Annotated in this window: 25 protein-coding genes; 14 read left to right on the forward strand and 11 right to left on the reverse strand. The window is 61.0% G+C overall.

Going from position 1 to position 23,148, the window contains the following annotated elements; all coding sequences use genetic code 11:
- Positions 1–145: 145 nt before the first annotated feature.
- A complete protein-coding gene (locus tag BTO02_RS23120; protein ID WP_075159560.1) occupies positions 146–742 on the reverse strand; it encodes an acyl-homoserine-lactone synthase in 597 nt (198 codons plus the stop codon).
- Positions 743–892: 150 nt separating this feature from the next.
- Between BTO02_RS23120 and BTO02_RS23125 the strand changes: the two genes are divergently transcribed.
- Positions 893–1,201 carry a helix-turn-helix transcriptional regulator gene (locus BTO02_RS23125; protein ID WP_075161291.1) on the forward strand — a complete coding sequence of 103 codons (309 nt, stop codon included), beginning with the start codon at positions 893–895 and terminating at the stop codon, positions 1,199–1,201.
- On the opposite strand, the gene BTO02_RS23130 is transcribed toward BTO02_RS23125, so the two are convergent.
- Positions 1,185–1,889 carry a helix-turn-helix transcriptional regulator gene (locus BTO02_RS23130; protein ID WP_075159561.1) on the reverse strand — a complete coding sequence of 235 codons (705 nt, stop codon included), beginning with the start codon at positions 1,887–1,889 and terminating at the stop codon, positions 1,185–1,187. The two genes, BTO02_RS23125 and BTO02_RS23130, sit on opposite strands and share 17 nt — an antisense overlap.
- A 519-nt stretch (positions 1,890–2,408) precedes the next feature.
- Between BTO02_RS23130 and BTO02_RS23135 the strand changes: the two genes are divergently transcribed.
- From BTO02_RS23135 to araD, 4 genes are all read left to right on the forward strand, one after another.
- Entirely contained in the window at positions 2,409–3,350 is a 942-nt protein-coding gene (locus tag BTO02_RS23135; RefSeq protein WP_075159562.1) for a dihydrodipicolinate synthase family protein, read from the forward strand.
- An 81-nt stretch (positions 3,351–3,431) separates the two neighbouring features.
- On the forward strand, positions 3,432–5,012 hold the full coding sequence (locus BTO02_RS23140) for an aldehyde dehydrogenase (NADP(+)) (RefSeq protein WP_075159563.1): 1,581 nt from the start codon (positions 3,432–3,434) through the stop codon (positions 5,010–5,012).
- A gap of 155 nt (positions 5,013–5,167) precedes the next feature.
- Complete coding sequence (locus BTO02_RS23145) at positions 5,168–6,109, forward strand: SMP-30/gluconolactonase/LRE family protein (RefSeq protein WP_075159564.1); 942 nt, start codon at positions 5,168–5,170, stop codon at positions 6,107–6,109.
- Positions 6,110–6,122: 13 nt separating this feature from the next.
- Positions 6,123–7,880 (forward strand): L-arabinonate dehydratase, encoded by a 1,758-nt coding sequence (gene araD / locus BTO02_RS23150; protein ID WP_198039310.1) that lies wholly within the window; start codon positions 6,123–6,125, stop codon positions 7,878–7,880.
- Positions 7,881–7,969: 89 nt separating this feature from the next.
- On the opposite strand, the gene BTO02_RS23155 is transcribed toward araD, so the two are convergent.
- Complete coding sequence (locus tag BTO02_RS23155; RefSeq protein WP_075161292.1) at positions 7,970–8,347, reverse strand: DUF3005 domain-containing protein; 378 nt, start codon at positions 8,345–8,347, stop codon at positions 7,970–7,972.
- A gap of 480 nt (positions 8,348–8,827) precedes the next feature.
- Here BTO02_RS23155 and BTO02_RS23160 point away from each other — a divergent pair, with 480 nt between their 5' ends.
- Together BTO02_RS23160 and epsC are read left to right on the forward strand one after the other, a co-directional pair.
- Complete coding sequence (locus BTO02_RS23160; protein WP_075159566.1) at positions 8,828–9,061, forward strand: hypothetical protein; 234 nt, start codon at positions 8,828–8,830, stop codon at positions 9,059–9,061.
- Positions 9,062–9,327: 266 nt separating this feature from the next.
- Positions 9,328–10,269 (forward strand): serine O-acetyltransferase EpsC, encoded by a 942-nt coding sequence (gene epsC / locus BTO02_RS23165; protein WP_075159567.1) that lies wholly within the window; start codon positions 9,328–9,330, stop codon positions 10,267–10,269.
- An 86-nt stretch (positions 10,270–10,355) separates the two neighbouring features.
- On the opposite strand, the gene folE is transcribed toward epsC, so the two are convergent.
- Both folE and BTO02_RS23175 read right to left on the reverse strand, forming a co-directional pair.
- Positions 10,356–11,006: a GTP cyclohydrolase I FolE gene (folE, locus tag BTO02_RS23170; protein ID WP_075159568.1), complete on the reverse strand. Its 651-nt coding sequence runs from the start codon at positions 11,004–11,006 to the stop codon at positions 10,356–10,358.
- 400 nt (positions 11,007–11,406) lie between these two features.
- Positions 11,407–11,793, reverse strand: coding sequence for a hypothetical protein (locus BTO02_RS23175; protein WP_075159569.1), 387 nt, complete (start codon positions 11,791–11,793; stop codon positions 11,407–11,409).
- Between the two features lie 526 nt (positions 11,794–12,319).
- Here BTO02_RS23175 and BTO02_RS23180 point away from each other — a divergent pair.
- Together BTO02_RS23180 and BTO02_RS23185 are read left to right on the forward strand one after the other, a co-directional pair.
- Positions 12,320–13,021: a 3-oxoacid CoA-transferase subunit A gene (locus tag BTO02_RS23180; protein WP_075159570.1), complete on the forward strand. Its 702-nt coding sequence runs from the start codon at positions 12,320–12,322 to the stop codon at positions 13,019–13,021.
- A gap of 15 nt (positions 13,022–13,036) precedes the next feature.
- Complete coding sequence (locus BTO02_RS23185) at positions 13,037–13,732, forward strand: 3-oxoacid CoA-transferase subunit B (RefSeq protein WP_075159571.1); 696 nt, start codon at positions 13,037–13,039, stop codon at positions 13,730–13,732.
- 136 nt (positions 13,733–13,868) lie between these two features.
- On the opposite strand, the gene BTO02_RS23190 is transcribed toward BTO02_RS23185, so the two are convergent.
- On the reverse strand, positions 13,869–14,120 hold the full coding sequence (locus BTO02_RS23190) for a hypothetical protein (RefSeq protein WP_075159572.1): 252 nt from the start codon (positions 14,118–14,120) through the stop codon (positions 13,869–13,871).
- A 187-nt stretch (positions 14,121–14,307) separates the two neighbouring features.
- On the opposite strand from BTO02_RS23190, the gene BTO02_RS23195 reads away from it, so the two are divergent.
- A complete protein-coding gene (locus BTO02_RS23195) occupies positions 14,308–14,829 on the forward strand; it encodes a DUF6496 domain-containing protein (protein WP_075159573.1) in 522 nt (173 codons plus the stop codon).
- 65 nt (positions 14,830–14,894) lie between these two features.
- On the opposite strand, the gene BTO02_RS23200 is transcribed toward BTO02_RS23195, so the two are convergent.
- The 4 genes from BTO02_RS23200 to BTO02_RS23215 all read right to left on the reverse strand — a co-directional run bounded on the left by BTO02_RS23200 (position 14,895) and on the right by BTO02_RS23215 (position 18,498).
- Positions 14,895–15,980: a branched-chain amino acid ABC transporter substrate-binding protein gene (locus BTO02_RS23200; RefSeq protein ID WP_442953521.1), complete on the reverse strand. Its 1,086-nt coding sequence runs from the start codon at positions 15,978–15,980 to the stop codon at positions 14,895–14,897.
- Between the two features lie 525 nt (positions 15,981–16,505).
- On the reverse strand, positions 16,506–16,961 hold the full coding sequence (locus tag BTO02_RS23205; protein ID WP_075159575.1) for a universal stress protein: 456 nt from the start codon (positions 16,959–16,961) through the stop codon (positions 16,506–16,508).
- 212 nt (positions 16,962–17,173) lie between these two features.
- On the reverse strand, positions 17,174–17,665 hold the full coding sequence (locus tag BTO02_RS23210) for a hypothetical protein (protein ID WP_075159576.1): 492 nt from the start codon (positions 17,663–17,665) through the stop codon (positions 17,174–17,176).
- Between the two features lie 218 nt (positions 17,666–17,883).
- On the reverse strand, positions 17,884–18,498 hold the full coding sequence (locus BTO02_RS23215) for a LysE family translocator (RefSeq protein ID WP_075159577.1): 615 nt from the start codon (positions 18,496–18,498) through the stop codon (positions 17,884–17,886).
- A gap of 546 nt (positions 18,499–19,044) precedes the next feature.
- Here BTO02_RS23215 and BTO02_RS23220 point away from each other — a divergent pair.
- Both BTO02_RS23220 and BTO02_RS23225 read left to right on the forward strand, forming a co-directional pair.
- Complete coding sequence (locus BTO02_RS23220; RefSeq protein WP_198039311.1) at positions 19,045–19,896, forward strand: helix-turn-helix domain-containing protein; 852 nt, start codon at positions 19,045–19,047, stop codon at positions 19,894–19,896.
- Between the two features lie 314 nt (positions 19,897–20,210).
- A complete protein-coding gene (locus tag BTO02_RS23225) occupies positions 20,211–21,629 on the forward strand; it encodes an undecaprenyl-phosphate glucose phosphotransferase (protein WP_075159579.1) in 1,419 nt (472 codons plus the stop codon).
- Positions 21,630–21,735: 106 nt separating this feature from the next.
- Here the strand turns inward: BTO02_RS23225 and BTO02_RS23230 are convergent, their stop codons facing one another.
- Positions 21,736–21,981: a flagellar transcriptional regulator FlhD gene (locus tag BTO02_RS23230; protein WP_075159580.1), complete on the reverse strand. Its 246-nt coding sequence runs from the start codon at positions 21,979–21,981 to the stop codon at positions 21,736–21,738.
- Between the two features lie 120 nt (positions 21,982–22,101).
- Here BTO02_RS23230 and BTO02_RS34435 point away from each other — a divergent pair, with 120 nt between their 5' ends.
- Positions 22,102–22,287 (forward strand): hypothetical protein, encoded by a 186-nt coding sequence (locus tag BTO02_RS34435; RefSeq protein WP_156883956.1) that lies wholly within the window; start codon positions 22,102–22,104, stop codon positions 22,285–22,287.
- 45 nt (positions 22,288–22,332) lie between these two features.
- Positions 22,333–23,136, forward strand: a complete 804-nt coding sequence (locus BTO02_RS23235; RefSeq protein ID WP_232243638.1) for a helix-turn-helix domain-containing protein — start codon at positions 22,333–22,335, stop codon at positions 23,134–23,136.
- Positions 23,137–23,148 lie beyond the last annotated feature (12 nt).

Raw genomic sequence — 23,148 nt, forward strand, 5'->3', positions numbered from 1 at the left:
AAGCACATCGTGCGGGGTAGCCGCAGCGCGCGCATCAGTGCGGGCCGAAGCGCAACCGTAGGCGCGTGTTGAGTCGTCGCAGCAGGCGTGAACACGCCTGTGCGCTTGGTGACCCTCGTCGTCGCGAGCGGCTAGCCGTTAGCCGCTATGCCGCAACCGCCATCTGGCCGAACAGCGCATTGCGCGTTTGCTCGCTGACCGCGATATCGAGCGCTACCGCGCGCTCCACGCCGATCTGCACCGGCGCGCCGAGCCGGCCGATCTCGATGCCCGTTCTGCGCAGCAGGCGCTCGATCGGCGTGGTCGTCACGGTCACGTAACGCGTAATGCCCATCTTGTCGGCAAACGTGACGAGTTCCTTGATCGCGTGCATCGTCACATCGGCAAAGCCGAAGCTTTGCTCCTGGTCGTCGCCGGCCTCGATCGCGAAGCGGCTCAGTTCCCAGATGTGCCGTCCGAGCGGCGCAGCATTGCCGTGCAGAAGCTGCGGGAACGTATCTCGCAGCATGTTCGGGCCTTCGGTTGGCATCAGGCGCCAACAGCCGCGTACGCGGCGTGTCGAGTCCTGAATCAGCATGTAATGCGGTCCCAGGGCGTCGTAGCCGTCGACCTCCATCCCCGCGATGATCGGAATGTCCCATCCCATACGCCCGTGAAACACGCGGGCTCTCAGACGGTACATCTCGTGGAGGTCAGTGTTGTCGAACTCTTTCGGGGTACCAATTCGAATCGCTGCATGCATGATGTTCTCCTCGCCCGGGTCCGTTCCCGTACGCAGAAAAACTTATGCATTCTGGATAGATATTTGCACCTATCCACCTGGATAGGTGTCCGGGTAGTCTCCGCGTCATCAAAATTGAGATGAACATTGCCCAACCCAATGGGGATTACCATGGAACTGCTGGAAAATCATTGGCAAGCCGCCGTGCAAAACCGGACGACGGATGTTTCGTCTGCTGTCGACCGTGTTTTAATCATCGCTTATCGGAAAAAGAGAAAGGAGAGCCAACGGCAGTTTTGGGCTCGTTTCGGGGTTACGCAATCGCGGGGCAGCCGTTTTGAGTCGGGTGCGGAAATTCCCGCGCCGGTGTCGATTCTGCTTGGTCTTTATTTTTCGAAAACGGTCACCGACGGCGATCTTGGCAAAGCCGGCCGGGTAATGTCCGGTGAGGCGCGGGAACTGATCAACCTGGATCAATAAGGCCGAGTTGCGTCGCAATGACGGCCGCGGCGCGCCGCGAGTTCACGCCGAATTTCGCACGGATATTCTTCAGATGGAAGTTCACCACGGCTTCCGAACATCCGAGGATGTGCGAAATTTCCCACGTAGACTTGCCGCGCGCCGTCCATTGCAGGCATTCGCGCTCCCGAGGCGTCAGTTTCGGTAACAGCGCCTGCGCGTGGTTATTCAGGTACGGCTGGCTCGTATCGATCACAAGATCGCGCAGCAAAACGAGATTTGGCAACACCACGTCGATGTGGCGCCAGAATTCGCTCGTCGGGTTGCTGTCGTTCACGAAGCAGATCATTCCTTTTTCCTGCTGCGGGCCGTGAATCGGTAATGTCACGCCCGCGCGCAGGCCATGCAGGCGTGCTTCCTCATACATCGACTGCTGCGGGTTTGTCGAGAACAGGTCAGGTGACCAGATCAGCGGCGATGACTTCGTCACGCAGTGCGTGACAGTGGGGTCGATGTGCGCAAAGCCGTGCGCGTCGTAAAACTGACGCCATGCGGGTGCGTACGTGCTGCGCAGGAAGGAATTCTCCATCCGGATACTTGGACGCGGCACGATCGCGACCAGCACGCGGTTGAACCCCCATCCTTCGGCGAGGCGGGCAAGTTCGGCGAACCACGTGCTGTCGTCGGTTGCGTTGAGCATCGGCGACAACTGCTCAAAATAAGGTAGCGACAAGGCAGTTCTCTCAGGGCGCGGCGAGCCATGCCGCGGGCTCCAGCCGCGCGCGCGATGACCACTGTTTCTGTACTGTATCAATTTAGCATCATTATTCTTCTTTTACTGAAAAAGCGCGATAGCCGAAATAATTGATTCCAAACCTTACGTAAAAATCAGACGTAGCATTCGGAATTGACGAAAATGGTCGCCTTATATGGCGTTTTATCGAAACAGTTTCGGCAATCGCAGCCTAAACTGCGGGCGATAGCGCTCTAATGGACATCCGAAAGCGATTCCAATAATAAGGTTATATCCGTGCGGCAGTGCCGACACCCGTAGCCGAGCTACCGACCTTTCTTCGGATGTTTGCAGACCACTTCGCTACCAGTATGAACCATTGGTTGCGCCGACGAATACGCATTGTCCCTGATATGCGTACATGTTGCAAAGTTGTTTGACAACATCGGGGGTCAGATGTACCGTGGTTCCAGCGCATTTCCGACGCGAGCCGCCATGAACGTTGCCCCGATTCACGAGCTTGAGTTCTCTGCAAGCGTGATGGCGGTGCCGCCACTTGCGCGCCGTGCCGATTTCAGTCTCGACGCCGTAGAGAACGCCAAGCTGATTCGCCATATCGAATCAGGCGGTGTGCGCACGGTGCTTTACGGCGGCAATGCGAATTTTTATCACGTCGCCGTTAGCGAATATCGGGATCTGCTCGATATGCTTGCGGCAAGCGCCGGGCCGCACACGCGCGTGATCCCGGCGCTCGGCGCGGACTACGGCAAGATGCTGGACGAGGCGCGCATTCTCGCGCAAACCTCGTACCGTACGGCGATGGTGTTGCCGTTCTCGGGCTTTACCACGTCGGCAGGCGTCGAAGCAGGGCTTGCGCGTATTGCCGACGTTGCGGGCATACCGCTCACGCTGTACATCAAGAGCGAGGACTATGTCGACGTCGACGCACTCGCGCGTCTCGTGAATCGGGGCACGCTGATTGCGATCAAGTACGCGATCGTGCGGCGCAATCCGGCGCACGATCCATATTTGCGCAGACTACTCGAGCAGGTGGATCGCGTGCGTGTGATTTCGGGCATGGGCGAGCGGCCAGCGCTCGTGCATGTGCAGGAATTCGGACTCGCCGCATGGACCACGGGTTCGGGTTGCATCGCACCGCATGCGGTGACGGCGCTGCTAAACGCGGTGAAGTCGAATCGCGATCGCGAAGCGCGGCGCCTCTATGACGCGTTCATGCCGCTCGAAACCCTGCGCGATGAAATCTCGCTGATCCGCGTGCTGCATGACGCGGTGACGATGTCGAAAATCGCGGACATGGGGCCGATTCTTCCGCTGCTCAGTTCGACGCCGATCGAACATCATGCGAAGATCGATGCTGCGACGCAGGCACTGCTCGCATTCGAACGCCATCTCGCGGTTTCTTCCGCGAGCAACTGAAGGCGCATACCCACTATTTGGTTTTGAGCCGCGCACAACAACTTCAGTGAGCGCTGCGCGGCACACGACAGGAGTTGCAACATGCAGATTACCGGAGACATGCTGATCGGCGGGTCCGCGGTGCGCGGTACCAAAGGCACGCTGCGCGCGTTTGACCCGGCCCGCAACATCGAGATCGAGCCTGAGTTCGGCGCAGGCGGTACGGTGGAAGTGGACCGTGCCTGCGAACTGGCCGCGCTTGCGTTCGATCCGTATCGTCAGGCGCCGCTCGAAAAACGCGCGCGCCTTCTCGAAGCGATCGCGGACAACATCGTCGAGCTCGGCGACACGCTGATCGAACGCGCACAAGCTGAATCGGCGCTGCCGAGAGCGCGCCTCGAAGGCGAACGCGCGCGCACGGTCGGCCAGTTGCGCCTCTTTGCATCGCTCGTGCGCGAGGGCCGCTGGCTCTCGGCGACGATCGATCCCGCGATGCCGGAGCGCAAGCCACTGCCGCGCTCCGATCTGCGTGCACAGAAAATTCCCGTTGGACCCGTTGCAGTGTTCGGCGCGAGCAACTTCCCGCTCGCATTCTCGGTTGCGGGCGGCGACACGGCGTCGGCACTCGCGGCCGGCTGTCCGGTCGTCGTGAAGGCGCATCCGGCGCACCTCGGCACGTCGGAACTCGTGGGCCGCGCGATCCAGAAAGCCGTGGCCGGCAGTGGCTTGCCCGAAGGCGTGTTTTCACTGCTCGTCGGCGCAGGCAATGAGATCGGCGAAGCGCTCGTCGCGCATCCATCGATCAAGTCGGTCGGCTTCACCGGCTCGCGCCGGGGCGGCGTCGCGCTCGTGAATATTGCTTCGAAACGTCGCGAGCCGATTCCGGTGTTCGCCGAGATGAGCAGCGTCAACCCGTTCTTCGTGTTGCCGGGCGCACTGGCAAAGCGTGCTGAGGCAATTGCAAACGGCTTCGTCGATTCGGTAACGCTCGGCGTCGGCCAGTTCTGTACGAACCCGGGTATCGTGCTGTTGCTCGAAGGCCCGAACAAACAGATTTTCATCGATGCCGCCGCCAAGGCACTCGCGCAGAAGGGTGCGCAAAGCATGCTGACTCCCGGCATCGCAAACGCCTATAAAGATGGCGTTTCGCAGCGCCGCGAACTGAATGGCGTGCAAAGCATTGCGCAAGGACAGCAAACCGATGCGACGTGTTCAGCGCTGCCCGTGCTGTTCCAGACGAACGCGATGCAGTTTCTCGCGACCGCGCAGCTCGAAGACGAAATCTTCGGACCGACGTCGCTTATCGTCACGTGTAGCGACATCGACGAAATGATCAAGGTGGCCGAATACATCGAAGGCCAGTTGACCGCGACGCTGCAGATCGAGCCGGAAGACTACGAGCTCGCGCGGCGCCTGCTGCCGACGCTCGAGCGCAAGGCGGGCCGCATTCTCGCGAACGGCTATCCGACGGGCGTCGAAGTGTGCCACGCGATGGTGCACGGCGGGCCGTATCCGGCGACGTCCGATTCGCGCGCGACGTCGGTCGGCGCGATGGCGATCGAACGCTTCCTGCGCCCGGTCTGCTATCAGGATCTGCCTGCCGCGCTGTTGCCCGAGGCGTTGCACGACGAGAACCCGCTGAAGCTGCTGCGCATTCTGAACGGCAAGCCTGCGCTGGCGTAATACGGCGCGACGCGACACGTAGAAGTAGCGAACGTGCCGGGCCAAGGAAGGCCCGGCACGTCAACGTTCGAACCTGTACCAGAACCCCACGACGCGCAACGCGCAACATACCCGCCTCATCGCGCGCCGCAGCGTCCACGACGACCGACCCCGCGATGACCGACAACACCCGCCGCTATCCCGATCCCGCCGTTCGTATTCTCGATCCACGTTTTTCCGCCTTGCGGCTCGCATCCGCATCGGTCGAGTGCCTGTTTCAAGGTGCGCGCTGGTCCGAAGGACCTGTGTGGTTCGGCGACGGGCGTTATCTGCTGTGGAGCGACATCCCGAACAATCGAATTTTGCGCTGGGACGAAGAGACCGGCGCAGTGACGCCGTTCCGCCGTCCGTCGAACAACGCGAACGGCAATACACGCGATCGCGAAGGTCGGCTCGTGACCTGCGAGCACCTGACGCGCCGCGTAACACGCACCGAATACGACGGTTCGATCACGGTGCTTGCAGATCGCTACGAAGGAAAGCGCTTCAATTCGCCGAACGATGTCGTCGTCAAATCGGACGGCTCGATCTGGTTCACCGATCCGAGTTTCGGCATCGACAGCTTCTATGAAGGCGAAAAGCAGGATCCCGAAATGCCGCAGCGCGTGTATCGCGTCGATGGACAGTCCGGTGAAGTCACACTCGTCAACGACGACGTGACCGGTCCGAACGGCCTTGCATTCTCGCCCGACGAATCGGTGCTCTACATCGTCGAATCGCGCGGCGAGCCACGCACGATTCGCGCTTTCGATGTCGTTCAGAACGGCCGCTCGCTCGCGAATAACCGCATACTTATCGATGCAGGGCCGGCCGGTACGCCTGATGGTTTCCGTGTCGATATCAACGGCAATCTTTGGTGCGGCTGGGGCATGGGCACGGACGAACTCGACGGCGTGCGCGTGTTCTCGCCGCAGGGCGAAGCGCTCGGCCATATCGCGTTACCCGAGCGTTGCGCGAACGTTTGTTTCGGTGGCCGACATCGCAACCGGCTTTTCATGGCCGCGAGCCACGGGCTTTACGCGTTGTATGTCAATACGCAGGGCGTCAAAGGCGGCTAAAAGACTGCGACGGATGCCTAACCAATCAGGAGCACGTGTGGCAAAGAGGAAGACACCAGAAGAACTGCGCAGCCATCGCTGGTATGGCGTAAATGACCTGCGTTCGTTCGGCCATCGCTCGCGCACGGCGCAGATGGGCTACGGCCGCGAAGAGTATGCGGGCAAGCCGGTCATCGCGATCCTCAATACGTGGAGCGAGATCAACCCGTGCCATACGCACTTCAGGCAGCGCGTCGAGGAAGTGAAGCGCGGCATCTGGCAGGCCGGCGGCTTTCCGGTCGAACTGCCGGTGCAGACGCTTTCCGAGCCGTTCCAGAAGCCGACGACCATGCTCTACCGCAATTTCCTCGCGATGGAAGTCGAGGAGACGCTGCGCTCGTATCCGGCCGATGGCGTCGTGCTGATGGGCGGCTGCGACAAGACCACGCCCGCATTGCTGATGGGTGCGATCTCGATGGATCTGCCGGCCATTTTTCTGCCCGCGGGCCCGATGCTGAACGGCAACTGGAACGGCCGCACGCTCGGCTCCGGCTCCGATACCTGGAAGTACTGGGCCGATCTGCGCGCCGGCAAGATCACCGAAGACGACTGGCGCGGCGTGGAAGGCGGCATCGCGCGCTCGCCGGGCCACTGCATGACGATGGGCACCGCGTCGACGATGACGAGCGCAGCCGAAGCGCTCGGCTTCACGCTGCCGGGCTTCGCATCGATTCCGGCGCCCGATTCGCGCCACGCGGTGTTGGCCGCGAAAACGGGCATGCGCATCGTCGACATGGTCTGGGAAGACCTGAAGCCGTCGGACATCGTCACGGCGCGCTCGGTCGATAACGCGGTGACGACCTGCCTTGCGCTGTCGGGCTCGACCAACGCGATCGTGCATATGATCGCGCTCGCGCGGCGTGCCGGCGTCGATCTCACGCTCGAGCGCTACGACGACGTCGCGCGCCGCACGCCGGTGCTCGCGAATATCCGGCCGACGGGCCAGTACCTGATGGAAGACTTCTATTACGCGGGCGGCCTGCGCGCGATGCTGAAGGAGCTGGGCGAGCTGATCGACGGCACGCAGCGCACCGTGAACGGCAGGACGCTCGGCGAAAACATCGGCGATGCGGAGATCTTCAATGACGAAGTGATCCGCCGCCGTGCGGCGCCGCTGATGCGCGACACGGGCCTCGCCGTGCTGCGCGGCAATCTCGCGCCCGACGGCGCGGTGATCAAGCCCGGCGCCGCTGATCCGAAGCTGCACGTGCATACGGGGCGGGCCGTCGTGTTCAAGGACTACAACGACATGGCCGCGCGCATCGATAGCGACGCGCTCGATATCGACGAGCGCTGTGTGATCGTGCTTCAGCACGCGGGTCCGGTCGGCGCGCCGGGCATGCCCGAATGGGGCCAGCTGCCGATCCCGCAGAAGCTGCTGAAGCAGGGCGTGCGCGACATGGTGCGCATCTCGGATGCGCGCATGAGCGGAACGAGCTACGGCGCATGCGTGCTGCACGTTGCGCCGGAATCGTTTATCGGCGGCCCGCTCGCGCTCGTGCGCGACGGCGATCTGATCGAACTCGACGTGCCGCAACGCAGGCTCAACGTGCTGATCAGCGACGCGGAACTCGCGAGCCGCAAGGCGCAGTGGGTCGCGCCGGCACCGCGTTTCACGCGAGGCTACGGCGCGATGCACCAGATTCATGTGATGCAGGCCGACAAGGGCTGCGACTTCGATTTCCTGCAGCGCGGCGGCGCGGTGCCCAACGGCGAGCCTGAGATTCACTAGAAGCGGAAGGCAAGCCAGACCGATTCTGTCGCAATACGTTAAATCGCCCGACGAAAAAAAAGCGGCAAACGCAATACAGATTATCCTCGCTACTTGTTGCGTTTGAACTCGATCACTCGCCCGGGCCGTCGATGATTGAGGGCATAGTGGACACGACCGCGAAATTCCGGGTCTGTTTGCGCACGCGCTTTTTCGTCCGGATGACCGGTGTCGTCGGGCATCATCATGCCCTTCTCGACCACCGTATAACCGGGCTCCACTGCAAGCAGCACGCCGCTGCCGCCGGGCCGGCTATCGAAACCTGCGAGGCCATCGTCCGCTTCGGGCACATGATTGTCGAGCGTCGCGTTGCTCGTCGTCACTTCGTCCGGTCCGATCTTGCCATATCCCGCGAGGCGTGCGGCTTCGCGGTTCTTGCCATCGGTGTCGACAGTGCTGTCATGGGTGCGATCGTTGTGCATTTCCATGCTCAGCGTCGACCGTTCAGGTGAGTTCGTCTGCGAATGATCTCGCGCCTGCTCGGGATGTTGCGATGGATCGGGCTTGTCGCCTTGAGTCGGGTTCATCTGCGTTCCTCCTTACGAATCGGCTTCAATGTAGAGCCAGCAAATCCCGTTCCGGGCGAAGCATGAGGAACGAAGAAGCGCGCGAACACGCGCGCGGACCGGTGCAAGCGCGCAGTGCGCACGATCGAAGCGATGTCGACGATGGCGGTGATCACGCCGGTATGGCAGCAAGACGACTAAAGTGTCCACTAAGCGCGCTCGGCATTTTTTTGTGTTTTTTTAATGGACGCGAATTTTCTACAGAGTATCATCGACTTTCGACCAGGCGTTGGCGGTTAGTAATAATCCTAAGCTTTACGGCGCCACAGTAATGGCCGACGTGGGTAGTACGGTAATGCACTTTCTCGAACCGTCATTGAGGCAGTCAGGAGCTGATGACTCATGCATGTCGATGCTGCATTCACTCATCGTGGCTATTTGTTGAACTGCTCGCCGGCGCGCGCCGGCGACGGAACCTGGCAGGCGTATGTCGTCGTATCCCGATCGAGCGATGGCGAGCTGGTCGCCAACCGGTTCTTTCCCTCCGAACTCCGCTTCACCGATGAAGCCACTGCAATCGCGCATGCGCGCGACTGGGCTGTGCGCTGGATCGACGCAAGCAGTTTGACGATCTGACGCAAAGGGCCGCGCGGCCACCGCGGCCTCATGCATTGCGCGCCTGATCACTCGCTTGATCGCCTATTTCATGCTGCGGTTGATACCACGTTCCACCTCACATTCGATTTCCCCCCATCGATGCATTTGAATCATTAGCCTCCTGTGCCAGAAGGCGTGTGTTTCGGCACGGGCGAAGCCGCGCTGCGCGGGTCCGCAAAAAACGCGGTAATCTCTGGGGACAATTCACTTCCTGCCGTGCCCCCCGCACGGCGGCCGTCCTTGCCATGTCAAACGTTTCGCCGAACCAGTGGGGTCTCGAACAGATCGTTGCCGATTTGCGCGCGTCGCGCGAACAGCTGCATCGCACGCGTCATCCGCGCGGCATTCGCGAACTGCCGTCGCGTCAGGCGGTGATCGATATCCTCGCCGGCCTGCGCGCAGCGCTGTTTCCAACGCATTGGGGTGCGCCCGATCTGACCGATGAAAGCGTCGACTATTACGTCGGGCACACACTCGAAAGCACATTGCGCCTGCTTGCCGAACAGATTCGCCGCGCACTGCGCTTTCTTCCAGAACACGCTGAAACGCCGGATGCGAATCTCGGTGTGCGCGCCTTCGAAGTCGCACGCGAATTCGGCACGCAGTTGCCGGCAATTCGCGCGCTGCTCGTGAGCGACATTCAGGCGGCCTACACCGGCGACCCGGCGGCGCAGCACATCACCGAAATCCTGCTCTGTTATCCGGGCGTGTGGGCAATGACGCACCACCGTCTCGCTCATGCGCTGCATCGCCTCGGTGTGCCGCTGCTGGCGCGTTTCATCAATGAGATCGCGCACTCGGCCACCGGGATCGACATCCACCCGGGCGCGCAGATCGATTCGAGTTTCTTTATCGATCACGGCACGGGCGTCGTGATTGGCGAAACCGCGATCATCGGCAAGCACGTGCGCGTTTATCAGGCTGTGACGCTCGGCGCGAAGAGCTTCGCGGCAGACATCGACGGCGCGCTGATCAAGGGCAATGCGCGGCATCCGATCGTCGAAGACGATGTTGTGATCTACGCGGGCGCAACGATTCTCGGGCGCGTGACGATAGGAAAGGGCTCGGTGATCGGCGGCAACGTGTGGCTGACACACAGTGTGCCGCCGGGCAGCAGCGTATCGCAGGGCAAGGTGCGCGAAGGCGAGCGCAACCGCGATCGCGGCAACGACGACAGCGCGCGCTAGCGCTCGAGGCGCAGACGCGGCTGCGCGATCAAGCAGCGTGACGGCCGACGACCGCAAGGCCGCGTGCGCCGGGCGGCCGCAATGCCCTACGTATTCGCAACGAGCACCGACGACGGGCTGCTGACTATCGACAGAAACTCACGTCGCGTCGAAGGGTCGGTACGGAAAGTACCAAGCATCCGCGATGTCACCATTTCAGCGCCGGCCTTGTGCACGCCGCGCGTCGACATGCATTGGTGCGAGGCCTCGAGAATCACGCCGACGCCTTTCGGCTGCAGGATCTCGTTCAGCGTGTCGGCAATCTGCACGGTCATCTTTTCCTGAATCTGCAGACGCTTTGCGAACGCATCGACAAGACGTGCGAGCTTCGAAATGCCGACCACGCGATGCTCGGGCAGATAAGCAACATGCGCACGGCCGATGATCGGCACCATGTGATGCTCGCAATAGCTTTCAAAGCGAATGTCCTTGAGGACGATCATTTCATCGTATCCGTCCACTTCGGAGAACGTGCGCGCGAGGATCTCGCGCGGATCGATTTCATAACCTGCGAAGAATTCTTCGTATGCACGTATCACGCGCGCCGGCGTATCGATCAGACCTTCGCGCTGCGGGTCGTCTCCGGCCCAGCGCAACAGCACGCGCACGGCGTCTTCGGCTTCTTCGCGAGTCGGGCGGGAGGCTTCCGCGCTTTTCTTCGGCGTGGCGGATGCCAGCTTCTCTTTGTTTGTCGTCATTTTTCCTCCAGTCCCATGCTGTTATCGATTGTCCGGATCGCGGGAACGCGTGCGCCCTGTGATGTCGTCGACGATCACGGTGATCGGCACTTTGAGTAATCGAAGATTTCGTGCCAGCCGATACCGGCATACCGGCACGAATTTACCTGATTGTATCGAAGGCCACGCGTTGCTGATGCGGGCGGCATCCTGCGTTGCACCAGATCACAGGGATTACTGCTGGCGGCGAGAATTCGGGGAAACGACTGGCGAAGAGTCGGTTGCGTTACGCGCTGATTAAGGAAATGATCGTTCGCGCATTCATGCGCTTTACGCGCTATGTCGGCTGCAGGGAAGAGATGTCAGACGAGTGCCCAGCCGGCCGCGCGACGTTAACGCGACAGCACGCGCGGATCGACCTTCACGCGTGAGCCGGATTCATGCGAATGTGCTTGAGCCATTCCTCGGCCGACGGCAAATGCGATACGAGCGCGATCGCTTGCGCGTCGCCGTCGTCCTGGACCGCGATGTAGCTCTCATTGAGAATGGCCGACTGCAGATAGAAGAGAAACGTCAATGCGCGGATGCCGTATCGGCTGGCTACGGCATCGAGCGAATCGACTTCGTCCAGCAGTTCGCGCACGAAGCGCGACGAGAGGCTCGCGCGATGCATCGAAACAATCGCTTCGACTGCCATGTCGGCCGACCTGGCGGGATCGTCGTCAGGGATGTCGGTCGCGCGAATGGCTTCGGAGTGGACGAGGCACTGCATCACGTCGGCAGTAAAGTCGGCACACGAGTACGTCATAATCTATTCCGGATAATCTGACTCACACGCTCGTTAGACAGCCTTCTTACGTTGTTTGCAGGATAGTAAGCAATCCGATATGTGGGCTGGCCAGCGAGGCAGCGAAAATGCGGCTGACCATCATTTATATCAAAAACAGCGGCCTTTAGCAGCCAGCTTGTCGGAATGTCGGCGGCTCAATGCGAAGTAGCGGTTGGTTTGCCCGCCGATATGTACATCCGCTTGCTTTATTTATGCCGAATGGTTCGGCGCGTCGTCATATCGTTATACGACACGTGCAATGAATGAATAAAGCAGCACGGTCTTTCGAATAGCTAATGGATTTTTCCTGAACGCGCGCCGACTTGACTGGCGCTCTCGACGTGCCTCACGTGCACGGAAACCCCGGCCTTGACAACCGATCGTGCCGGCTCGGATAATGCCCTTCGAGCGTTCGCTAAACGAATCGATGTTCTTATAGCGAACAAATTGCGATCCGATCGGCGCGATCAAATCGCACCGAAAGCCATTCGCAACAGGAACCGTGATGATCAACAAGATTTTCGATTCTCTTCAGTCGGCCATTGCCGATGTGCACGATGGCGCGACCGTCATGATCGGCGGCTTCGGTACGGCGGGCATGCCGGCGGAACTGATCGACGCGCTGATTGCGCAAGGCGCGCGCGAGTTGACGATCGTCAACAACAATGCCGGCAATGGCGATACCGGACTGGCCGCGCTGCTGAAGGCAGGGCGCGTGCGCAAAATTGTCTGCTCGTTCCCGCGGCAGACCGATTCGTATGTGTTCGACGCGCTCTACCGCGCCGGCGAAATCGAGCTGGAACTCGTGCCGCAGGGCAATCTGGCCGAGCGTATTCGTGCAGCGGGCGCAGGCATCGGCGGCTTTTTCACGCCGACCGGCTACGGCACGGAACTCGCGAAGGGCAAGGAAACGCGCGTGATCGACGGCAAACCTTACGTGCTGGAAATGCCTTTGCATGCCGATTTCGCGCTGATCAAGGCCTACAAGGGCGATCGCTGGGGCAATCTGATCTACCGGAAGACCGCGCGCAATTTCGGCCCGATCATGGCGAGCGCCGCGAAGACCGCGATTGTGCAGGTGTCGGAAGTCGTGCCGCTTGGCGCGCTCGATCCGGAAGAAATCGTCACGCCGGGCATATTCGTGCAACGCGTAATCGAGGTGCCGCAGGCGGCGCATCGCATTTCGTCCTCCGCTGCGGCGGCCTGACGAGGAGACCAGAAAATGAACCGACTGACTCGCGATGAAATGGCAAAACGCGTCGCGCGCGATATTCCAGAAGGCGCCTATGTGAATCTTGGCATCGGCGTACCGACGCTTGTCGCGAATCATCTTGCGGTCGACAAGGAAATTTTCCTGCATAGTGAGAACGGCCTGCTCGGCATGGGACCCGCGCCCGCACCGGGCGATGAAGACGACGAACTGATCAACGCGGGCAAGCAGCATGTCACGCTGTTGACCGGCGGCGCGTTTTTTCACCACTCCGATTCATTTGCGATGATGCGCGGCGGTCATCTGGACTACTGCGTACTCGGCGCGTTCCAGGTATCGGTGAACGGCGACCTCGCAAACTGGCACACGGGCGCATCCGATGCGATTCCGGCGGTTGGCGGCGCGATGGATCTTGCAATCGGCGCGAAGCAGGTGTTCGTCATGATGGAGCATCTGACGAAGCAGGGCGAGAGCAAGATCGTCGAACAGTGCTCGTATCCGGTGACGGGCGTCAACTGTGTCGACCGTATCTATACGGATCTCGCGGTGATCGACGTGACCGGCGATGGGCTCGTCGTGCGCGAGATCTTTTCCGACATCGAATTCGCGAAGCTGCAGAAGCTGACCGGCGTGCCGCTCAAGGACGGTACGAAACTCGCGACCGGCGCGGACGCACTAACCGGTGCAGCGGCCGCGCGCGTGGCGTAAAAATGGACAGCGCCGCATGCTGCGGCCAACGGCGTCGAACATCTGTACCGGACCTTGCGGTAATACGACGTGCGTGGACCACAGGCCTCAAGCGGTAGAACGCTTGAGCGCTCAAAGGAAAAACGCAAAGGCCCGATCACTCTTCGGCGTCGTGCTCCGCCACAAACCTGCGCAAATACGCCAGCACCGCCGCCTCCGCCGCGCGATGATCCGCGCAACTCTTCGAGCCCGCGCTTTCCTCGTCGCCGAATAGCGTCGACGGCGCGTCATGCACGTCGACTTCCTGTCCCTCGCGGAACACGCGAATCTCGTGCACGTCTTCCGCGTATTCCGCGACCCAGTGAATCCCTTCGATATGGGCGCCTGCCCTGACTGGCGGTATCTTCATCACGGATCTCCACGTGTGCCGCAGACGAATGTCGGCGCTTGCCATAACCATACGCCGTCGGCGCGCTTCGCGCATCCGGGTTTCGCATGCCGCGCATGGTGAACGGGCGTCCACTTGCCGACACGTGCCCGGCGAGGCACACAGGTTGCTCGAATGCTGGAGCCTACAGCCATAGTGGAGGACTGTCATGCCTGAGAAAAAAACTCTGAGCCGCGCTAAAGCCGATAAGCGCGCGGGCAAAGCGCCGAGCACGCAGGCCGGCGAATTCGTGAAGGAAGAGGTCGATCACGTCCGCGAAGGCAAGCACGGCGTGCGTTCGGCGAAGCAGGCGGTTGCGATCGGCTTGTCAAAGGCGCGGCGCGCCGGCGTGGCATTGAAGCCCCCGAAAGCCGGCAAGACGAGCGAGGCGACGCGCAAGAAAGCGGAGAAAGACTCGGCCGCAGGTAAGAAATCCACGGCGAAACGTAGCGCAAGCACGGAATCGAAGACCAAGCGCTCGCGCGTGACGACGTCTGTGCTCAAGCGCGAGAGCGGCCGCGACGCGTCGAGTGCCGCGATGTCGAAGCAGACGAAGGCTGCTGCTAGCCGACGGTCCGCCGCGAGTCGTTCCGCTGCCGCGAAGAAGGGCGCGGCGACGAAGGGCGCGTCTGCCCGCTCGGCTGCCGCGACGAAGGGGGCACACACAAGAGCGGCACGTGCGCATCACTGAGGCGAATCGGATGCGGCGCGCTGCGACGCAGCGAGCCGCAGCGCGCCGCGCTCGCGCCTGGATCGTTACATCTGCACCGAGGTGATCAGCGTTCGCTTCCCGCCCTTGTAGTCGTATAGCGAAATGACGCCGTGCTTGAGGTCGCCCTTCGAGTCGAACGCCGTCTCGCCGATCACACCCTTGTAGTCGGTGTTCGGCATCGCGGCGAGGATTTTCCCAGGATCGGTCGAGTTCGCGCGCTTCATCGCATCGATAAGGATGTTCGTTGCGTCATACGCGAACGGCGCGTAAATCTGGACCGGCTGACCAAAGCGCTTCTGGTACTTCGCCTCGAATTCCTTGCCGCCTGGCATTTTCTGAAGCGCCATGCCGATGTCCGAGCACACGATATTGCCGGTCGCATCGCCGGCCAGGTCAGCGAGCTTTTCGCTGCACGCGCCGTCGCCTGCCAGCACCTTCGCGCGCACGCCGAGCTGCTTCGCCTGCTTCGCGAACGGGCCGGCCGTCGCATCCATGCCGCCGTACATGATCGCGTCTGCATTCTCACCCTTGATCTTCGTCAGAATCGCGCGGAAATCGACGGCCTTGTCGTTCGTCGCATCGTGCGACAGCACGTCGAGGCCCAGAGACTTCGCAGTCTTCTCGAACTCGTTGGCTAGGCCTTGGCCGTAAGCGGTCGAATCGTCGACGATCGCAACGCGCTTCACCTTCAGGCTCTTCGCCGCATAGTTTGCGAGCGCTGGACCTTGCTGCGCGTCGGTCGCCACGACGCGATACGTTGTCTTGAAGCCCTGTAGCGTATAACTCGGATTCGACGCGGCAGGCGAGATCTGCACGATGCCCGCGTCGCTATAGATTTTCGAAGCCGGAATCGACGTACCCGAGTTCAGATGGCCTATCACGCCGATCACCTTGTCATCGACGAGCTTCTGCGCGACCTGCGTCGCGGTACGCGGGTCGGCTGCGTCGTCTTGCGCGTCGAGCACCAGCGTAACCTTCTGGCCGTTGATCGTAAGTCCCTTTGCGTTGCTTTCCTCGATTGCGAGGCGCACGCCGTTTTCAATGTCTTTTCCGAGATGCGCAATCTGTCCTGTTGTCGGAGCGACGTCGCCGATCTTGACCGTCTCGTCCGCATGAGCGACGCTAAACATTGCTAACGTAATAACGGCCGCCGAGCAAATCTTCGAATAGGTAGTGTCCATTTGTCCTTTTCCGGCTAAACGGGTAAATAAAGACTTCTTATTGAGCTGCCGTCTTCCGTTGGATAGAGGCAGATGCGCGAATACGCCGCAACACGTTTGAGATGCTGTCGAACGTGGTCCGCCTAGTCAGGACACGTCATCAGATCAGATATTCCGGGAATGTACTGTCTTTAATCCGGAAAGATGAGGGAGCGCGAAAATGCCAGGGCAACCCAGGCATGCGCGCAATGCGAGAGTTGCGCATGAACATGTGTGGCACACCGGTGCCGAGAATCGAAATTGTGCCATCGCCAGAACACCGCATCGGTGCCCATGCATGTCGTCGACGTGCGCGACACGATGCGTCGAGTAGCAACGCGTGCAAACCTGGATGCAGTGCGATCAAAGCAGCTACATAAAAGTAGGCATGCAAGATGTTGGATGTCGCGGGTGGGTCTGCGACCTTGCGTGAATACCACCCGCCTGTCCACGGCCCTACGATATAAATGCGGGACGCCTGCCGCGCGGCGTAGCCCTATCTTTGACAAGCGTGACAGGGCAAGGTGCAAGGCGCACGAGCCGATGCAGAATCGCGCGTGTGGTCCAGCGCTCGAACAGCGACTTGAATGCGCAGCCGATCACAATCTGCCCGACGTTGTACTCGGTCGCGTATTGAACGATCTCGTCGACCGGATTGCCGATCTTTAGCGCCAGATGAACGGCCTGTCCGCGCGCCGCGAAGTCGGCCTTCAGCGATTCGAGCAAATACTGACGGGAATCGACGCTCGCCGCGATGGCGCTGTCCGTTGCGATGTCGAGTCCTATTTTGGGAAGCGGCACGACCGAGAGCACATGCAGCCTGACGCCGTTGCGCGACGCAACCTCGGCGGCCAACAGAACGCCGCCATACGAAACCTCGGAGCCATCATAAACGGCCAACACGTACTTCATTGCCAGTCTCTCTTTCGTGATCGACAGCAATTGAGACGTCCGCCGGCAGGGCCTTATTCCAACGTGTGCAAGAACACAGAGAGGGCGAACCGAACGTAACGAATGAAAAACGGATGACGCGAAAAAGAATTGAAACGCCGGCAATGGCAGCGCCGTTGCCGGGGCACGGAATCGCAAAACCTCATGCCGTGTTCAACTCGATAGCCCGCTTCTTACTGCTGCACGCGAGAGACGAGCCTTTCACTGAGCTGAACGACTTCGAAAAGCGTACCGGACGTGGAGCGCGCGGCGAGCAGACCCGCGCGCTGCAAGTTGCTGCTCTCCGAATACGCGAGTTCGACCAGGTAGTTCGGCAAGAGCAGTGCCGCCGCGGTGATCTTCGTGGCCTCATCGCGCCCTACTACTCCGAACGCATGCATGATTTCACGTAGCTCGAGTGCGGTATGCGCAAGCAGCCAGAACTTTAAAATTTCCTTGTCGGATTCGTTGAGCCGCGACTGCTCATCGAGACGGTCGACCAGTTCAACGGTGGCGCGCGCAGCCCGCACGCGGTCGGAAACGTCCGACGCGGGCGGTGCTTCACGGTCTGCAATGCGCGCGAGAAAAAGCCCCTGATTTTCCGCGAGATGATGCTGGCGGCTCAGGCGCCGGAGCAACACCGTGACGGTGTCGTGCGGCGAAGGATGATGTCGTAGACCTAGCATGGCTTGCCAAACACGAATGCAATACGGGGAAGCGCGAAGTGTCGCTAACGAAGCTCCAGAAGCCGAAGCCTCGGACGCGAGTACGCAGAGGCAACACTAGCACGCCTGAATCGCGTATGCACCCATTCATTCACGCCGATGCGCGCGAACGAACCATGGTTCGCCGCGCGCGAGTGCGCCCGGACACGAAATTGCCGCGCTTGCACCAGCCGGGTTGCTTACGCGAAAAAGCGCAGCGCAATCGGATAGAGCGACGCGACGAGCAGCGCCGCCATCGCGACGTTGAACGCGCGCAGCCAGCCCGGTTTCGCTAGCAAGCGCCGCACCGCGGTGCCGAAAGCCGCCCACAGGCAGATGCAAGGCAAGCCGATCACATAGAACACGGCCGCCATGATCGATGCGTTGACATCGAAGTCGGTGCTTAGATGAATCGTCGTGGCGGCGGTTAGCACCATCATCCACGCCTTCGGATTGATCCATTGGAAAATCAGCGCTTCGTAAAAGCGCATCGGGCGGCGCTCGCCTTCGCGCACGCGCATTTCGCCAGACGTGCCGATTTTCCATGCGAGATACAGCAGATACACGACGCTCGCGGTTTCGAGCACCGTGTAAAGCAGTGGAAACCGTTGAAAAACCGCGCCGAGGCCGAAGCCAACCGACAGCATCAACACGACGACGCCCGCGCTAATACCGAAAATGTGCGGCACGGTGCGTCTGAAACCGAAGTTCACGCCGGAGGCCAGCAGCATCGTGTTATTGGGGCCGGGCGTGATGCTCGTGACGAGCGCGAACAGAATGCCGGCAGGCAACGCGCTCAGCAGCTCGACGGACATGGGCAGTCTCCGGTTGCAAGGGACGAAAGTGACTTGTTAGTTTCGACGTTAGTCTATCGACCTAAACCAGTACAGTACCGATACAGATGCATAGATGAAATCCTGTACAGATCGGACCAGACCCACCGCAGGCGACCATGCGGCGATGCTGTTGGCGGCATGGCACGCGGCGAGGCCGCCCTGCCGTAGTGTCGTCGTTGCTGGCGGAAAAGATATCGCCCAAAGCGGTCGAACCCCGAAGTGAAGCGAGCGTTCCTGCGACGGCCAAAACATGGTGCAGTTCAGCCATGAACTCGTGGGTCGAGACTGCGGCTCGCTAGACTCCGGGCTCGTATCGGAGTTCGAGCACAAGCCAGTCTACAAATGAACGACACGACTTCTGAGCGATCGGCTGGACATCGCAGTCCGCATCAGAAACACGCGTTCGGACGACGAAAACGGATCGACGAGGAGCTGCATATTGCAGTTCTGGTCTTTCCAGGATTCTCGTCGCTGGACGTTGCCCTCATCGATCAGATATTTCATTACGCGAACCGACTCAACGGCATGAACGAGCGCCGTTATCTGGTCCGGGTGCTGTCCGTAAGCGGCGGCCTCGTCAGGGGAACGGCGAGGATGAAAGTGTGGAGCGAGGTCCTCGGATCATCGCCGGTAGACATCGCATTCGTCGCCGGGGGAGACGGCGTAAGCGCCGCAACGTGCGACGCGCGCCTGCTCGGCTCGATCCGGGAAGCGCATCGCAAAGGTTCGCTCGTCATCGGCGTTGCCGACGGGCGCTCGCTCATCGAGGCGGCGGGTGTGCCGCCTGCGGACGTAACAGGCGGGCTTAGCTCGCTATTCCGGCAGGGCCATCGCGCAACCGGGCATACGGATGTCGCCGCGCAACTGCATGACATCTACGATCCCGGTGGCGCGCTCTTCAGTGCGTTGTCGATTGTGAGTCGCGACCTTGGAATGCCACGAGCCCAGGAAGTGGGTGAGCGAGTCATACCGGATTCGAGTCGCCGGCTGTTCGCGTTTCCCGGTGAGCCAAGCGAAGACATGCGGCGCGACAAGATGCGTGAAGCGGCAGAGTGGATCGAACAGAACTGCAGCAGACCGATTACGGTCGCAGACATTTCCCAATTCGCGCTGATGAGTAAGCGGACCCTGCTGCGGCACTTCACGCAGGTGATAGGCATGACTCCGTCCGACTATCTGCTCAAGGCCCGTTTCGAGCTCGCGTGCAGGTTGCTGATCTCCACTGCACTGCCGATCGACAAGGTGGCGAGGCGTTGCGGCTTCAGCAGCGGCATGGCGCTGGCGAAACTGTTCCGGCGGCGCCTGTCCGTGTCCGCGAGCGAGTATCGTGCGGCTGCGCGCTCGCAACAGGACACCGCCGCGCAGGACAAGCCGTAGGGTTCCTGAGATACATCGGATAGCGAAATACATTTCATCCGGGGATCATGCCGCCAACATATGGTTTTTTTCGGTCATGTCAATTTCGACAAGAAGCGTGCTTAGTATGATTCGATCCGGTCAATTCGCATGACGCAACGGTCACGAGGAGTATCGAAGTGAGTCGGCTTAGCGCGGATCCGGCCGCCGCGGTCCACGGCGTGGTCATCCGGCCCATCAGAAGAAGGCGCGCGTGCGCCTTTACTTGCAATCACATCAACGCGCGGATGGCGCGGCGCTCGAGCAGCGCGCACGTGCGGACTTAGGAGCGCGCCATGCAGGCCGATATTCTCCAGCGCGGCGTAACGGTACGCAACGACCTGAATGGCGTCGTCGCGAGGCTTGCCGATGTCGCGACGATTGCAGGGATCGCCGAGCTGACGGCACAGTCGCGCTTCGGCAGCCTTCTCACGCAAGGGACGCTCGATGCACTGTTTGTCGCGTTTTCGATTGCGTGCGCGCTAGCGTTGATGCCGGCGTTCGGCGTGTATCGATCGTGGCGCGGGCGCCCAACGATACAGCTTGTAAAGCGTGTTCTGCTCGCATGGACATGCGTACAGGCTTGCTGCGTCCTGCTGATCTTCTCGCTTCACTATGCAAGCGATGTGTCGCGCCAGTGGTTCGGGTGCTGGACCGTGGCCGGCGCCGCCGCGCTCGCCGGCACACGTATGGTCGCGTATACGATATTGAGCCGGCTGCGTCATGCGGGCCTCAACCAGCGCCTTGTGGCGCTGGTCGGTGAAAACGCGCATTGCCAGGACGTGCTGCGCAGGATCGATGCCGTGCCGGGCAGTGGCTTTCGATCTGCGGCGGTGTTCGACTCGCGAGGACGCGCGCATGGTACGCCGCCGGGGTTGCGCGTCTTCGCCGAGTTTGACGCATTCGTCGACTATGTACGGAAGGCCGGCATCCAGGAATTATGGCTCGCACTGCCGCTCTCCGAGCAGGCAACGATCCTGCGCTTTCTCGACACCTTCCGCGACGAGCTGATTAATATCCGTCTCGTCCCGGACGTGCGCGGCATGACGTTGTTCGAGGGCGGACTCGTCGAACTAGCCGGCTCGCCGGCCATCAACCTCGCTGCGTCGCCGCTTTCGCCAGCCGCACTCGCTCAGAAAGCGCTATTCGATCGCGTGTTCGCATGCGGTGTGCTGCTTGCGCTGGCGCCGCTCTTTGCAGCGATCGCGGTGGCCGTCAAGTGTTCGTCCCCGGGCCCCGTGTTCTTCCGGCAAAAACGCAAAGGCGCGGACGGCCGCGTATTTCGCATCTACAAATTCCGCTCGATGCGGGTTCATCAACAGACGCAGGGTGTCGTGCAGCAGGCGACGCGCTCGGATCCGCGCATTACTCGGGTCGGCGCATTCCTGCGCCGTACCAGTCTCGACGAGTTGCCGCAGTTCATCAATGTGCTGCGCGGCGAGATGTCCGTGGTAGGTCCGCGGCCACACGCGATCGAACACGACGAGCTTTACGGCAAGCTGATCGACCGATATATCCACCGCTACCGGATCAAACCGGGTATCACAGGCTGGGCGCAGGTGAACGGATATCGCGGCGAAACCGACCGGATCGAAAAAATGCAACGCCGCGTCGAATACGACCTCTACTACCTGTGCAACTGGTCGCTGGTGCTGGATATGCGAATCGTGGCCGCGACCGTAGTCAAAGGCTTCATTCACCGTAACGCGTATTGACTGGCGACACCGGGCAATGCAGCGCCTGATGGCTCGGAAGCGGGGCCGCGAGGCGCTGCGACGATAGGCGGCCGGGAGCGTCGTGCGCTCCTCAGCCGAGCGACTTTCAATGCAGGATGCTCGCGAAGATCGAGGCCGGCCCCGTATGCAGCTGGCAAACCAGTTCCACCGATGTCGCGAGCGCATCGATCTGGGATGGCGTCAGTTCGCCGATCAACGTCGTCATCTCGTCCGAGAAGCCGAATATGCTCGTGCCGTTGCGTCGGTCTTCGAGAATCAGCCGCTGCGCAAGGCGGAGATAAGTGCGATTCCAGTCGCTGATCTCATCCAGCAGGTCTTCGTCGTTCGACATGGAGGCAGCGTGTGAAAAGGTGGGCATTTGTAGCATCGGCAACGACACGAAAGCTCGGTCATACCGATATAGGCATCCTTAATAGTCTAACGATCCAGATTGCAGGCGGGCGCCAAAAGCATGTCGGATTCGGTCAATGTCAAAGCGGACCGAATGATCTGGACCCAAACCGTCAAGACCTGGCGTCAATCCGCCACCGTGTCGATGGCCGGCTTTGCCTTTCGTAACATTGTTGTTGCAAGGCGGACACAATGTCTTGTTGCGATGCGCTTTATCGCGCGGCGCGGCGCATACGGGGTTGATTAAGGAGACGCGGCAAGAGCGCGGATGCAGCCTACCCGGCACGACAAATTGAAAACTATAGGCATTGCAGTATTCGACGGCTTTTCACTGCCGGAAATTGCGCGGATCGTGGAATCGTTCGAGCGTGCGAACGACCTGAGCGAGCGCGGCCGGCACACTCCGGACTGCTACAGAGTCCACCTGCTATCGAGCCTCGGAGGGCGTATCGCCAGTTCATCCGCCGTGCTCGTCTGGACCGAAAGCATCGAGACCGGGCGTCAGCTCGATGATCTGCATGCGCTTTTCGTCGCCGGCGGCCCGGGCGTCAGTCATGCGTTGCGCGACGACGTTCTGCTCGCGTGGTTGCGTCGCGCGTGCGCGCTGACGGGCTATGTATTTCCGGTCGACGAGGGGCACCTGCTTCTCGATGCAGCCGGATTCGCGCCTTACACCGGCTCGCCGCCCAGAATGAGCACACTGCTCGCGCAGTTCGTTCCCAACCCGTTTGCCGAGATTATCCGCCGCAACGAGACGAACAACGTGAGCGAGAAGATCCAGTCGTCGGCACGCTGGCTCGAAGCGAACGGCCATCTGCAGGTGGGCGTCGACGAAGCGGCTCGCATGGCGCAGATGAGCGAGCGCAATTTCCTGCGGCGATTCAAGGCGGAGCTCGGCGTGACGCCGTCGGATTATCTGCTTTACGTGAGGCTCGACATGTCGTGCCGGATGCTTGCGGAGACAACTTTGCCGGTCGGCAGTATCGCGCGCCGCTGCGGCATCGGCAGCGGAGGGCGGCTCGCGAAGCTGTTCCGCAAACACCTCGGCAAGACGCCGACCGCCTACCGGGCCAATCATCGGCGGCCCGGTGCCTAGTGGAGAGGCCAT

It is taken from the genome of Paraburkholderia sp. SOS3 (assembly GCF_001922345.1).
Taxonomy (GTDB): Bacteria; Pseudomonadota; Gammaproteobacteria; order Burkholderiales; family Burkholderiaceae; genus Paraburkholderia.